This window comes from Acinetobacter sp. S54 (genome assembly GCF_016624945.1).
Taxonomy (GTDB): Bacteria; Pseudomonadota; Gammaproteobacteria; order Pseudomonadales; family Moraxellaceae; genus Acinetobacter.
This window is the reverse complement of sequence record NZ_JACVUI010000001.1, coordinates 471,020-485,525: the sequence shown is the minus strand read 5'-3', so window position 1 is coordinate 485,525 and position 14,506 is coordinate 471,020. Positions and strand designations below refer to the sequence as shown.

The window sequence follows — 14,506 nt, the reverse complement described above, 5'->3', positions numbered from 1 at the left end:
ACATTCGGATAACATCTGGGTATTGTATTACCTGACCGCTTTACTCTTGCTTCATGGAACGAGATGACTGTCTATAACAAATTAAAAATTGCGATTCTGACCATTCTTGCGACGCAGACTTTACATGCGATAACGCTTGAGCCCCTACAAATCATGTCCGCTCCTGGAGATTTGCTGTATGCTGAAATGAATTTCAGTCAGGCCGATGTGTCCTCAAATTTACAGGTCAGTCTGGCAACACCTGAGGATTTGATGGGTTTAGGAATTGCTCATCAGCCACCCGCTCAATTGAATTTTTTTGCACGGCGCAATGGGCAAGGTACAGGTGTTATTGTCATTACTTCTTCTCGACCCTTTACCCAACCTGAACTCGATATTGTACTTAAAATTCAGGAAGGCAATGGCGCGCGATTACAGCATATTAAACAATCAATTAATCGCAAAGCGGTCCCTGCACTACAAACGGCAAATGAAAAACCACTCACTCCCAAATTCATTGTGAGTGAAAAAGATATTGCTCTCAATTTACCTGAGAGTACGCGTTATTCTGGTGTAAATACGACTCCAGCCGTTGAAACACCTAAAACGACTTCCACTTCGAATACTGGGTTAGTCGCAGATCGTTCTCAAGCACTAGCCATTAATACAACTCCACCACCAACATTACAAACAGCGATAGTTAGTGCACCAGAAAAACAAGTAAAAGCACAAGCCACTGAGCTTTCTCCACCCGCACATTTAAAAATAAAAGAAACTTTGCAACCCAATGGCGCAAGCGTATCTAATGTCGCTCCACAAAGTAGTGTACAAGCTCCGCCTCTCTCTACTCAGCCTGTAAAACAGGATACTGAAATAGCCAAAGAAAAAACAAACGCTCCTTTACCCAAGAAAGTACCAGAGTCTCGTCCAGAAAAAGCGCTAGCAAAGAATAATGCTTCCAAAATAAATGACAAAACGACTGAAGACGTAAAAGCTTCTGCTGAAAAACAGCATATCGTGCAACGTAATGAGTCGTTATGGAGTATCGCGAATCGAATTGCGACGCAAACAAATCAACCTATTTCACAAGTTATGCAGCAAATTAAAGCACAAAACAGCCATGCGTTTATTCAGGGTGACGTCAATCGTTTAAGACAAGGTGTTGCCCTCAACCTTTCTGCAGCCGTGCATCAAAATTCACAAAAAACAGCTGAAATCAAAGCTCCATCCAGCTCAACACAAGCATCAGGACGTGCAAAGTATCGACTCAATCAGGCAGAAATGAGCTTAGTTGCAGACAATGAACAAGATTCTACTCAAGGAAGCGCGAAACACAGCACAAAACAGGATCAAAGCACTGCTGAGTTGTCATTAAAAGTTATGACAGCACGAGAAAAAACCGTTAAATTACAGCAAAGCGTCACTGAAATGGAACTGGCTCTCAATCAAAAGGATCAAAGAATCCAGCTTTTAAATGCTCGTCTGGCACAATTACAGCAACAGTTAAAAGAGCGAGAAAATGCTAAAAAGCCACTACATTAAAGTTATTCGCATATAGATATTTGATTGAGTCAAAAAAGACTTATGCTTGAAGGGGTAGAAGCATGTTGTATGTGATTCCGTTTATTATTTTATTAGTGATTGCGGTTGTTTTAAAAAAACGGGAAGCCAGTAAAGAAGAGCAAAAACCGGCAAATAAAGTCAGTGCAAAGAAAAAGGGCAAAAAAACTGCTGGAAAAACGGCAAGTCGCCCTCGTAGCGAGTCTCGTGAAGTTACGCCAACCATTATTGCTGAGCAGACAAAGACTACTCCTGTCGCTGAGGATTTGCATAAAAAAATTGTCTCTTTAATACAAACTGGTAATTATTCCACCGCAGAAGCACAAATTAATCAGGCTTTAAATCGGGATAATTCACAACACGGTCTCTACTTACATCTTCTCGATATTCATATTCTACAAAAAGATGAGTTTGCGATTGATCAACTGATCACCCATCTGCGCGCACTTGATTTACAAGATATTGTCATGCAGGCAGAAGCAAAAAAACGCGAGTATGAACAACAAAAACAACCAGATTCGATTGAGTTTTCTTCAAATAGTTTTGACTTTAATGCATCTCAATCAGCTCAGGAAACACTTACTGCTCGCAAAGTGGTCAGTGATGCGGATTTTGATGCATTGGTTCAGCCTTCAGAACAAAATAGTGAAACAACTACTTTAGTCGCTGATTCTACTGAAATCAAAAAAGACCATCCTGCTGAAATTGAAGCATTAGAATTTAATTTTGCTTTTGATCAAACAGCAAAAGTAGTAGAACAAACACCAGCTTCTCCAGAACCACTTTCTGAAAGTCAAAGCCCTCATACGGAGTTTTCTTTAACTCTGGAGCCTAGAGAAGTTTCAAATAGTCATATTGAAACTATACAAAATATTGAGATTACTCCTCCTCAGACATCTCCAGCTGAAACTGAATCGACTGAAGTAAGCCTAGATTTCTCCAATCTGGATTTTGTTACACAACCGTCATTAGAACCTGCAAATGAACTTACTGAAAGCCAAACAAAAGATACAGCAGACGGTTTACCTGAATTTAAATTTGACCAGTTAGGGCTAGAATCCACTCCAGCACAGTTAGAAACAACCGTAACACCTACTTTATCTTTTGATCAAGCAAGTGAACCACTCACAGAAGCAAACTCACAACTCTCTACAACATCGTCTTCATTTGATTTAAATGATCCACTGGTTCAGTCCTTTCCTGAACTTGCACAGATCAACGAAGCTCAATTAGATCTAAATCTGGCGAACCAATATATTGAATTAGGTGCTTATGATTCAGCACGAATATTATTGGCTAAAAATGAAGCAGTCTTTAACGCCGAACAACGTGAGCTTTCAAAAAACTTACTAAATCGAATAGCATCTTAAAAAAGATCGTTCTACCATAAGCAGTCTGTTTAGACTGCTTTTTTATTATGAACAAAATAGCATTAATATATATGGGCGGCACATTTGGTTGTGTAGGTGAACCTCTCGCACCCATGCCTTATGCCCAATTCAAAACTCAATTACAACGGACTATCCCTTTAGAATTCAATGTAGATTGTTTCTCTGCGCCTGTTATTAAAGACAGTAGTGCCTGTAGTGCTGCAGATTGGCTGGTTTTAATCCAACAAATACAAGCTTTACAGTTACAAGGCTATATTCATTTCGTCGTGATTCACGGAACTGACACGCTCAGTTATGCTGCCGCAACCTTGGCACGTTTTTTAGGTCAATCTGGTCATTTGGTCGTTACAGGAAGCCAGTATCCCCTTCTCAATAAAACAGGTACAGATACACGTGAATTTACTGATGCACTGGACAACTTGTATTATGCGCTTGATCAAGTCGTAAAATTACCTGCTGGTAGTTATCTTGCTTTTCATCACCAGATCTTTCATGCACAAACTGTTTTAAAAACACATACAACTGAGCTGGATGCATTTACAGGAATCTTGGCAAATCACGATTGTAGGACTGTAGTGCCATCTTATTTGATAAATGATGAAGATTTATTACGTAGTGAGGATTTATCTATTTTAAATGTGATGGCACAGCCAATCGGTTTAGATGCCTTCAAGCAACAATTACAAAATTTACTACCGCTCCCCCCTCATTTTTTAATTCTCCAAGGTTTTGGAACCGGTAACCTGGCAGTTGATGAAGATATAATTGCGCTCTTACAACAGCTTAGACAGGTAGGTTGCTTAACTATTTTAACAACACAGGTCTGTTTTGGTCAGATCGATCAACGTTATGCAGTCAGCGAATGGATACACACAGCTAAAATATTGATCAATAATACGCATAGTCATGCTGATTTATATGCCAAAGCATTACAACTTTATTTACAATTCGACTCACCAGAATTGCGTGAGCAACACTGGGCACTGTCTTAATCCTTGAGGTCTAAATATGCAGCGTTTTGCAATCGGTATTGAATTTTGCGGTATTCGTTATCGGGGCTGGCAAACGCAGCAAGCGGGCGTTCCAAGTGTACAAGAGGCACTAGAACGTGTACTGAGTACTATTGCCGATGAGCCTATTATTTTGCACGGTGCCGGACGTACTGATGCTGGTGTACATGCCACCAATATGGTTGCACATTTTGATACTCGTGCTATACGTCCCGAACGTGGCTGGATGATGGGTGCAAATAGCCAGCTTCCCAAAGACATTTCGATCCAGTGGATCAAGGAAATGGATACTGATTTTCATGCGCGTTTTAAAGCGATTGCGCGTCGCTATCGTTACGTGGTCTATAACACCGCATATCGTCCAGCATTACTTTATAAACAGGTAACGCATATTTATCAGCCGCTGGACATCGAAAAAATGAAGTTGGCAGCAGCCAAATTTGAGGGTACGCACAATTTTGAAAGTTTTAGGGCGGCCGCATGCCAATCGAATCAGCCCGTACGTCATGTCAGTCATTGCCAATTAATTGAACATGGTCGTTATTTGGTACTTGATATTCAAGCTGATGGTTTTTTACACCATATGGTGCGTAATATCATGGGTTGTCTGCTTGAGATTGGACAGGGACTTTATGGCATAGATCATATTGATACCATGTTTGCAGCACAAGATCGTAAGGCCGCAGGTATTACAGCACCTGCACACGGCTTATATTTTGTTCAGGCCTATTATCCTGACCAATTTGAACTGCCCCAGCCTCCGCTTGGACCACATTGGCTCAATCTGTCTGACGCATTTGCTTAATGTGTTAAGCCAAGAAAAGATTAACATTCACTCTAAAAGTTCTACACTTTGCTCGGTTCAATTTGATTATCCATTCAAAGCTTCTTAGCATTATTTCATCAAACCAAAATTTAAAAAGCATCCTTAAAGGATGCTTTTGTTTAGGAAGAACGTTGTTTACGCTTTCTATATTCTACTGGAGTTTCATTGGTCCAGCGCTTAAATGCTCGATAAAAAGTACTAGGCTCAGAAAATCCAGTCAGATAAACAATGCGTTCAACGCTTTCACTGGTATTGGCCAATAATTTTTTAGCCAGACGGCAGCGATAATCAGACAAAATTTGCTGAAAACTGGTATTAGCTTCACTCAACTGCGTTCTTAAACGCCGCGGAGTAATATGTAATTGTGCTGCGACAGTTTCAAGCGTGGTTTCACCACTTTCCAGTGTTGAACCAATCGCGCGGCGTACTTCACCGACTAGGTCATAACGTGCTAGTTCTTGAAGCTTTTCAATCGCCAGCTGCTCATGTAGTTGTAATAGTTCTGGTTCTGCTTGCCAAAGTGGGTAATCTAGAATATCCGCATCAAAATATAAGCGTGTTTCTTTTTGACCTAAACTCACTGGACAACCATAAACGCGTAGATATTCGTCCTCTGGTGCACCATTATTAAAATCAAAATCAATAAATATAGGTTTAAATGCACCTTCTGTAATAAATTTAAAAAAACGTAAAATCCCAGACAATGCACATTCTGAAAAATGACGATTGACTATATTGTCAGAAAAAGCTTGTTCACCATTGGTAAGATAACAACCATTTTCATCAACCACTAAACGCGCATGTAAAGCATCGCTAATGAGCCGCTGATAAGCCAAAGCACGTTTTAGCCCTTCGCCAAATGTTTCACTACTAATAAATAAATGCTCAATCACCTGACCACGATACAAGGGTAAGTGCTCGCCCAGATGTAAACCAATGTCGGGGTCTTTACTCACCTCTTCTGCTGCAATCCAGAACGCATATTGGGCATTCAAAGGGGTACGGGTATTATTATCGACCTGATTTAAGGCCACACCTGCTTTTGTTAAAATTTCTTCGGTTGGCAATCCCGCACGACGAATCGCTTGATAGCCAAATCGTAATACAACCGATGCATCTGTTAGCTGACCCACGTGGCATCCTTCCTTGTATGTTCTTCATTTATACTTAAAAACGTAATTTAGATTACCGCTGATTGACCAAAGTGACAACTCAATTCAGGTCATTTTTACACATTTTTTTTGTTGAATTTGACCCATCTGCCACTTTGACAAACTCCATAAATTGGGGCATTGGTCTTGTTTTTTGGTAAAAAATTGACTACAATTTGCGCCTTTCCAATTTGATCATCAGGTAGGCTATGGCCAATAAAGAGGAACTCATCGAGTTCGAAGGCGTTGTCACCGAAACGCTTCCTAATACGATGTTCCGTGTACGTTTAGAAAACGGTCACGAAGTAATTGCACATATTTCTGGTAAAATGCGTAAACACTATATTCGTATTTTAACGGGCGACAACGTTAAAGTTGAAATGACCCCTTACGATTTAACCAAAGGTCGTATTACTTATCGCGCACGCTAATTTCATTTAGCGCATGCCAAAAAGCCACTTTTTATATGTGGCTTTTTTTATATTCAAACATTGCAAATAACACATACTTTATTAACTTTACAGCAATCCTCTCGACATTAACTTTACAGCAATCCTCTCGACTCCGATAAAATTTTGACTTTTAATCATGCTATAAATAAAAAAAGGACTTTAATGATGAATTACAAATTTTATATCTTATCGTGTGTTCTATTGGCCATTCAGGGATGTGTTACGTCAACCTCATCCAAAGTAAATTTACAGGATTATTTACAACAGTTTATTGGCCAGTCGGCACAGCAAATTCAACAAAACCTCGATCTCAAATCATTAGGTTATCAGGTACTAGATCAGCCTAGCATCACCGAGAAGCAACTTACTTATACTATTTTGCGCCCTATGAATATTCCCACCCCTATTGTCAGTAATGTCGACATTGGTGGAAATGCTATACCTCTACAATTGGGTAATTATTCAGCCAATTCTTACGATGTTAATTTTAATTGCAAAATTATCTTTAATTTAAATCATCAAATTGCTGAATCTATTCAATATCAAGGGAAAGCCTGTTAAGGCAGATTCTTAATTCAAATTTAAACCAAAGATCATAAAAAAACGCAGTCAAGCTGCGTTTTTTAAATCTAAATCACCGAATTTAAAAATTAAGCGAGTGCCTTAACCACAGCGTCACCCATTTCTGAAGTTCCGACTTTGGTCATGCCGTCAGACAAGATATCCGCAGTACGTAATCCTTGATCTAACACATTACCAACAGCATCTTCAATCGCTTTTGCCGCAGCTTCTTCACGGAAGGTATAACGTAACATCATCGCAACAGAAAGAATGGTCGCCAATGGATTGGCAATATTTTTTCCAGCAATATCTGGTGCAGAACCGTGGCAAGGTTCATACATACCTTTGCCATTTTCATCCAGTGAGGCAGATGGCAACATCCCGATTGAACCTGTCAACATTGCAGCTTCATCTGATAAAATATCACCAAACAAGTTCCCCGTGACAATTACATCAAATTGCTTCGGCGCACGTACCAATTGCATAGCTGCGTTATCCACGTACATATGTGAAAGCTGAATGTCTGGATAATTCGCCTGTTGTAAGTCAGTCACGGTTTGCTTCCATAACTCAGTCACTTCCAGAACATTGGCTTTATCGACTGAACAAACTTTGCCACCACGTAGTCCTGCCATTTCAAAAGCGACTTTGGCGATACGTTTAATTTCAGATTCGCTATAAACGTCAGTGTTATAGCCTTGTTTTTCGCCATTCTCCAGTTCACGAATACCACGCGGCTGACCAAAATAAATACCGCCTGTTAATTCACGAACAATCAAGATATCCAAACCTGCAACAATTTCCGGTTTTAAACTTGAAGCATCCGCAAGTTGAGGGTAAAGAATAGCGGGGCGAAGATTGGCAAACAAATTCAATTCACTACGAATTTTAAGTAAGCCGCGTTCTGGACGAATGGCACGTTCGATAGTATCCCATTTTGGGCCACCCACAGCGCCTAGTAAAATAGCATCCGCTTTTTTAGCTTGTTCAGACGTGACCGCCGGGTATGGTTCGCCATGCGCATCAATCGCAGCACCACCAAGTAAGCCATGTTCCCAGCTTAAACCCAAATTAAACTTTTGATTGACTGAGGTTAATACTTTTTCAGCGGCAGCCACGATTTCTGGGCCAATGCCATCTCCCGCTAAAACTAAAATTTGTTTAGACATCTCTGTTTTCCATTTCTCACTGTATCAGCCAATGCGCTGATGGTTCATTAAACCTTTTGTTCTACAAACTCACCCAAACCTGTCGCTGCGTCAAAAGGACGACAAAAACGGCGAATGATACGCTGTCCTTCTTGCATCGCGACACATAAAGGCTCTGGTGCAGAAACATTAAGCAAGCTTCCACCCGTATGTTTGGAGCGATCACGGTACATTTTAAAGGTATAGTGCTGATTCGGTTTAAATTGGTGAATCACATGGAAAGTTTCAGCGCGATCTGGCGAAATGGGATAAAAACGAATCACCAATTCATATTGATCGGCTGGTACAGACAAATACATGGCATTATGTTGGCTAAAAACAGAACCCTGTAAACGCACAATTCCCTGTTTAAGGCTATCTGAGCTTACTCGATGGGTATTTGCATCCATAATCGGCGTTGTATTTATACGTTCAAACTCGCAATGTTTTACTCCGGCGCAATAGATAGAGGCATTGGCTCGAGTCGTTCCTGTCTCCGCCTGTTTAATACGCAAAGTATCGACAACGGTGTGAGTGCTTTGACATGCACTCAGTACGACTGAGCATATTCCAAGCATTACACTATGGCGAAATGTCCTCTTCATTGTCAGAGCCCAACCTTATTTACAGTAAAGTTTTCAACGTCTTTAAGCCTGCATGGTAACAAGAGTTGAGCATCTATGCTATTGCTATCTTTAAAATCTACCGCCTGTATTTATTGCTTTAATTCCTGAAATACCCAAGGACGTGACTGCTTGGCTTGCGCCTCAAATTCACGTATCGCATCGGCATTTTGCAAAGTTAAACCAATATCATCCAAACCATTCAATAAACAATGTTTACGGAATGAATCAATTTCAAACTTAAATGCTTGCCCTGATGGAGTACGGACTTCTTGCGCATCTAGATCAACTGTAAGTTGATAACCTTCCGTTGCCACACATTCTTTAAATAACTGATCGACGATGTCTTCTGGCAAAATTACAGGCAACATGCCATTTTTAAACGAGTTGTTAAAAAAGATATCCGCGTAGCTTGGTGCAATCACCGTACGGAAACCATATTCATTTAATGCCCACGGTGCATGTTCCCGGCTTGAACCACAACCGAAATTAGTCCGCGCCAATAAAATGGTTGAACTCTGATAACGGGGTTGATTCAAAACGAAATCAGGATTTTTAGGACGTTTACTAATATCCTGCCCCAAATAACCTTCATCCAAATAACGTAACTCATCAAATAAGTTATCGCCAAAACCTGTACGTTTAATCGATTTTAAAAACTGTTTAGGAATGATTAAGTCGGTATCGACATTGGCACGATCTAAAGGTGCAACAATACCTTGTTCTACAGTGTATTTTTTCATGATCCGGCTCCCTTAGAATGAACGAACATCAACAAAATGACCCGCTATCGCTGCAGCTGCTGCCATTGCAGGACTGACTAAGTGAGTACGCCCACCATTGCCCTGACGGCCTTCAAAGTTACGGTTTGAAGTGGAGGCACAATGTTCACCCGGCTGTAATTTATCTGCATTCATAGCCAAACACATGGAACAACCCGGCTCACGCCATTCAAAACCTGCTTCTAGGAAGACTTGGTCTAAACCTTCTTGCTCTGCTTGTTGTTTCACTAAACCTGAACCCGGTACAATCATCGCCTGCTTAATGCTTGAAGCAACTTTACGGCCCTTTACCACCTCAGCAGCAGCACGGATATCTTCAATTCGCGAGTTGGTGCATGAACCAATAAATACTCGATCTAACTGGATATCTTCCAATGCTTGACCCGCAGTTAAACCCATGTATTGATAAGCACGTGTCCAGTCATTACGCTGTACGTCATCTTTAGCTTGTTCCAAAGTGGGTACTGCCTGAGACACTGGAATCACCATTTCAGGTGAAGTTCCCCAAGACACTTGCGGTTCGATCTCTTCACCCTGCAATACCACGACAGTATCAAACTGTGCATTTTCATCAGAATGTAAAGTCTTCCAGTAAGCAACAGCTTGATCCCATTGTTCACCGTTAGGCGCATACGGACGGTTTTTCACATATTCAATGGTTTTGTCATCCACAGCAACCATGCCCACGCGCGCGCCCGCTTCAATGGCCATATTGCAGACAGTCATACGGCCTTCGATCGACATATCACGGAATACCTGACCACCGAATTCGATGGCGTGGCCTGTACCACCCGCTGTCCCAATTTTTCCAATAATCGCCAAGACGACATCTTTAGAGGTTACGCCTTTACCTAAAGTACCATCAACACGAACTAACATGTTTTTCATTTTCTTTTGAACAAGGCACTGGGTTGCCAATACATGTTCAACTTCTGATGTTCCAATCCCGTGCGCCAAGCAACCAAATGCACCATGTGTTGCAGTATGCGAGTCACCGCAAACTACCGTCATTCCCGGTAAAGTTAAACCCTGCTCAGGCCCCACGACATGTGCAATACCCTGACGAATATCATTAATACCAAATTCAACGATATCAAAGGTTTTACAGTTATCATCAAGCGTTTGTACCTGAATACGTGAAGTATCATCTTCAATACCCGCAATCCCTTGTTCACGTTCTTTTTTTGAGGTTGGAACATTATGGTCAGGTGTTGCAATATTTGCACTTAAACGCCAAGGCTTGCGACCTGCAAGTTGTAGACCTTCAAAAGCTTGCGGACTGGTTACTTCATGTAATAAATGACGGTCAATATAAATTAAGCTTGAACCATCATCACGCTGTGAGACCAAATGGTCATCCCACAATTTGTCATATAAAGTTTTTGCGCCTTGGGTATTGCCTGCCATGTCGTCGCTCTCCACCGTGCTTGCCATTGGACTGGGTAATTCTAAACTTATCCTGATTATAGCGAATGTTTTACATAAAACTAATTTATCATTTTTATAAATTAAAAAACTTTTTGGAATATTTTATTTTATTCTCCTCTCTGCCCGTGATCCATGAATAAACTTTGATTTATTCACCATTCTTTTGAATAATAGATTTGATATAAAAAACAGTTATGAGTAGCACTACATGAATCTTGCCGCCTTTGAAGCCTTTGTAAAAGTGATGGAAACAGGTTCAATTTCTCTGGCTGCTGAGCAATTATTTATTACGCAGCCCGCTGTTACTAAACGCATTCATAGTCTGGAAGAATATTTCGGAGTCAAACTTTTTGAATCTGCAGGCCGCGGCGTACAACCCACTCATGCAGCACATTCTCTGTTACCCAGGGTTAAGAACTGGCTCAATGAGCTCGGTGACATTCATTATACTCTCAGTCATGAACATGATCAGGTACAAGGACGTTTAAAAATTGGTACCAGTCATCATATTGGATTACATCATTTGCCCCATTATTTAAAGCAATATGTGCAGCAATTTCCTCAGGTAAAACTGGATGTCCATTTTGTTGACTCTGAGCAAGCTCATGAACAAGTGTTGGCTGGTGATCTGGAACTGGCTTTTCTAACGCTTCCACCACAGGGCGATGAAAGACTTAGATATATGAATGTCTGGACAGATCCATTGGTATTTGTTGCAGCGCCTTTTCATCCTTTGGCACAACAGCAGCATTTATCGCTGGAAAGTCTGCTTAATTATCCAAGCTTATTGCCTGCTGCTCAAACGTATACTAGTCAAATCACGTTGGCAGAATTTGAAAAAAAGGGGCTTAAGCCCAAAACAACCATGAGTAATAATCCACTTGAATCAATTCGAATGCTGGTTTCAATCGGGCTGGGTTGGTCAGTTTTACCTAAAACGCTGTTAAATCAGGATTTACAGCAACTTGATCTTAATATGGAATTGCATCGTCAATTGGGCATGGTCTGGCATCCGTCGCGTAGTCAGTCCAAAGCAGCGCAAGCTTTGATCGAGCTAATGCAGCATCAAACTGACATCCTGTGAGCTATCATTTTGTAAATAAGTTGCTACTCCTTTTTACCTAAATATAAAAAACCAAAGCACAAATAGGAGTAAGTTGGTAAACACCCCATGATTTATTCCAAATGAAGAATAATAAATCAGCATTCATGCAAAGGCTGACTCATGGCTTTTTTATAAATTTCGTCCCACATGGAGTGTAAGCATGCTCACTGAAACTTCAAAAATAAGCCACGAACAAAAGAATAATGAGGACATTATGCCCTCTCATGCCGATCAAACCCATCCTACTTTAAATACTGCAAAACTGCTTCGGACACCTAATTTGCGTGATCATGATAGCACCAGTATGCGACGTATTTTGCGTGACTATTTCTTAAATACGTTTGACACATATGAAAGCTTATTTGAATGTTTGGCCAGTGAGGAGGCCTTTTATAAAAAACCGATTTCCTTACGTCATCCATTGATTTTTTATTACGGTCATACTGCAACTTTTTTTATTAATAAATTATTGTTGACCCGAATGATTGAACAACGTGTAGACCAAAAAATGGAATCCATGTTTGCGGTCGGTGTCGATGAAATGAGTTGGGATGATCTGGATGACACTCATTACGAATGGCCAACATCGCAGCAAGTTAAAGCTTATCGAGATAAAGTTCGTATCCTTATTTTAGATTTAATTGAACATGCACCTCTTAACATGCCGATAGACTGGGACAATCCGTGGTGGGCCATTATCATGGGGATTGAACATGAACGTATTCATTTAGAAACATCGTCTGTACTCATTCGCCAGCATGATCTGAATTTGGTAAAACCACATCCACTTTGGCAACCCCATACTCAAAGCCACAATGCCCCCGAAAATGCGTTAATTAAAGTACCAACTGGTCAGGTGTTGCTGAATAAACAAAAAAATCATCCCTATTATGGCTGGGACAATGAATATGGCACTCATGAAACTACAATTCATACGTTTGAGGCATCGCAGTATCTGGTCAGTAATCAGGAGTTTTTGACTTTTGTAGAAGCTGGTGGCTATAAAACATCTGAATATTGGCTGGAAGAAGGCCAAGCATGGTTAGAATTTACCAAAGCTTCCCATCCAACTTTCTGGATCAAGAAAAAAGAAGGCTGGTTTTTACGATTGATGACCGAAGAAGTTCCTATGCGCTGGGACTGGCCCGTTGAGGTCAATTACCATGAAGCTAAAGCATTTTGTATGTGGAAAGCGACACAGACGGGTTTAAGTGTTCGTTTACCGACTGAAGATGAATGGTATCGTTTATATGAGGTCGCAGGGTTAAAAGAACTCAACGATTTTCCTGCGGATGCCAATCTGCATCTGGATTATGGCGCATCCTCCTGCCCAGTTCACCAATTTCAACAAGGTGATTTTTATGACGTGCGTGGTAATGTCTGGCAATGGACAGAAACCCCTATTTATCCTTTTGAGGGTTTTGATGTCCACCCAATTTACGATGATTTTACTACACCAACCTTTGATGGACGACACAATCTAATTAAGGGAGGTTCATGGATATCTGCTGGCAATGAAAGCCTGTACTCTTCCCGATATGCGTTTCGTCGCCATTTTTTTCAACATGCAGGATTTCGCTACGTGGTCTCTGAGCAACCAGCCAACATTCCAAGCTCTCATTACGAGACAGATCAACTTCTCTCACAATACGCCGAATTTCATTACGGCGATGAATATTTTGGAGTCAAAAATTTTTCCAAAGCACTGGTTGAGCTAGCTTTACAAACTTTGGGTAATCAACCGAAAACCAAAGCACTCGATATTGGCTGTGCCTTAGGTCGGGCGACATTTGAACTCGCTCAACATTTTGAACACGTAACAGGTATCGATTTTTCAGCACGTTTCATTCAACACGGCGTACAGTTAGCTCAAGGTGAAACGTTACGTTACACCCTAACCACAGAAGGTGAATTAGTTGATTATAAATCCTGTGCCTTACGGGATCTAGGTTTAGAAGTCATCGACAATAAAGTTGAGTTTTATCAAGGTGATGCCTGTAATCTCAAAAGTCATTTTACAGACTATGATTTTATTTTCGCATCCAACCTCATTGACCGTTTATATAGCCCCAGCCAGTTTTTAAACCAGATTCATGAACGGTTAAATATGGGAGGGGTTCTGATGCTGGCTTCACCTTATACATGGCTAGAAGAACATACACCACGTGAAGAATGGATTGGAGGCTTTAAAAAAGATGGTGAAAACTTCACTACACTGGATGGTTTACATGCCTTGCTAGAAAAGCATTTTCGATTAATTACACCTCCGCAGAAAGTACCTTTCGTGATTCGGGAAACTGGACATAAATTCCAGCATACGTTATCGGAAGTTACATTTTGGAAACGTATAAATTAATCAGAAACAAAATGCCCAATCAATAGATGCCAACCTAACAGGCGACATAGATGTCGTCTCGTTGGATTGGGGTTACAGGGATGCACCTCCAATCC

The 14,506-nt window shown here is 40.8% G+C and carries 13 protein-coding genes; 8 read left to right on the top strand and 5 right to left on the bottom strand.

Features of this window, described 5'->3' with window-relative positions:
- The first annotated feature begins 63 nt into the window (after window positions 1-63).
- From IAE20_RS02140 to truA, 4 genes are all read left to right on the top strand, one after another.
- Window positions 64-1,521: a FimV family protein gene (locus IAE20_RS02140; RefSeq protein WP_200481538.1), complete on the top strand. Its 1,458-nt coding sequence runs from the start codon at window positions 64-66 to the stop codon at window positions 1,519-1,521.
- A 62-nt stretch (window positions 1,522-1,583) separates the two neighbouring features.
- Window positions 1,584-2,909: a hypothetical protein gene (locus IAE20_RS02135; protein WP_200481539.1), complete on the top strand. Its 1,326-nt coding sequence runs from the start codon at window positions 1,584-1,586 to the stop codon at window positions 2,907-2,909.
- A gap of 47 nt (window positions 2,910-2,956) precedes the next feature.
- The gene (locus IAE20_RS02130) at window positions 2,957-3,922 is read left to right on the top strand and encodes an asparaginase domain-containing protein (RefSeq protein WP_200481540.1); all 966 of its coding nucleotides are present in this window, start codon (window positions 2,957-2,959) and stop codon (window positions 3,920-3,922) included.
- Window positions 3,923-3,938: 16 nt separating this feature from the next.
- Window positions 3,939-4,745 carry a tRNA pseudouridine(38-40) synthase TruA gene (truA, locus tag IAE20_RS02125; RefSeq protein ID WP_200481541.1) on the top strand — a complete coding sequence of 269 codons (807 nt, stop codon included), beginning with the start codon at window positions 3,939-3,941 and terminating at the stop codon, window positions 4,743-4,745.
- A gap of 140 nt (window positions 4,746-4,885) precedes the next feature.
- Here the strand turns inward: truA and IAE20_RS02120 are convergent, their stop codons facing one another.
- Entirely contained in the window at window positions 4,886-5,899 is a 1,014-nt protein-coding gene (locus tag IAE20_RS02120) for an AraC family transcriptional regulator (protein ID WP_200459271.1), read from the bottom strand.
- 227 nt (window positions 5,900-6,126) lie between these two features.
- Between IAE20_RS02120 and infA the strand changes: the two genes are divergently transcribed.
- Both infA and IAE20_RS02110 read left to right on the top strand, forming a co-directional pair.
- The gene (gene infA, locus IAE20_RS02115; RefSeq protein ID WP_004718087.1) at window positions 6,127-6,348 is read left to right on the top strand and encodes a translation initiation factor IF-1; all 222 of its coding nucleotides are present in this window, start codon (window positions 6,127-6,129) and stop codon (window positions 6,346-6,348) included.
- A 183-nt stretch (window positions 6,349-6,531) separates the two neighbouring features.
- Entirely contained in the window at window positions 6,532-6,930 is a 399-nt protein-coding gene (locus tag IAE20_RS02110; protein ID WP_200481542.1) for a hypothetical protein, read from the top strand.
- An 89-nt stretch (window positions 6,931-7,019) separates the two neighbouring features.
- On the opposite strand, the gene leuB is transcribed toward IAE20_RS02110, so the two are convergent.
- The 4 genes from leuB to leuC all read right to left on the bottom strand — a co-directional run bounded on the left by leuB (window position 7,020) and on the right by leuC (window position 10,929).
- Window positions 7,020-8,099 carry a 3-isopropylmalate dehydrogenase gene (leuB, locus tag IAE20_RS02105; protein WP_200481543.1) on the bottom strand — a complete coding sequence of 360 codons (1,080 nt, stop codon included), beginning with the start codon at window positions 8,097-8,099 and terminating at the stop codon, window positions 7,020-7,022.
- 47 nt (window positions 8,100-8,146) lie between these two features.
- Entirely contained in the window at window positions 8,147-8,722 is a 576-nt protein-coding gene (locus IAE20_RS02100; RefSeq protein ID WP_200481544.1) for a hypothetical protein, read from the bottom strand.
- 110 nt (window positions 8,723-8,832) lie between these two features.
- Window positions 8,833-9,483 (bottom strand): 3-isopropylmalate dehydratase small subunit, encoded by a 651-nt coding sequence (gene leuD / locus IAE20_RS02095; protein ID WP_200481545.1) that lies wholly within the window; start codon window positions 9,481-9,483, stop codon window positions 8,833-8,835.
- A 12-nt stretch (window positions 9,484-9,495) separates the two neighbouring features.
- Window positions 9,496-10,929 (bottom strand): 3-isopropylmalate dehydratase large subunit, encoded by a 1,434-nt coding sequence (gene leuC, locus IAE20_RS02090; RefSeq protein ID WP_200481546.1) that lies wholly within the window; start codon window positions 10,927-10,929, stop codon window positions 9,496-9,498.
- A 229-nt stretch (window positions 10,930-11,158) separates the two neighbouring features.
- On the opposite strand from leuC, the gene IAE20_RS02085 reads away from it, so the two are divergent.
- On the top strand, window positions 11,159-12,034 hold the full coding sequence (locus tag IAE20_RS02085) for a LysR family transcriptional regulator (RefSeq protein ID WP_200481547.1): 876 nt from the start codon (window positions 11,159-11,161) through the stop codon (window positions 12,032-12,034).
- 235 nt (window positions 12,035-12,269) lie between these two features.
- A complete protein-coding gene (ovoA, locus tag IAE20_RS02080) occupies window positions 12,270-14,411 on the top strand; it encodes a 5-histidylcysteine sulfoxide synthase (protein WP_227610833.1) in 2,142 nt (713 codons plus the stop codon).
- Window positions 14,412-14,506: the final 95 nt, after the last annotated feature.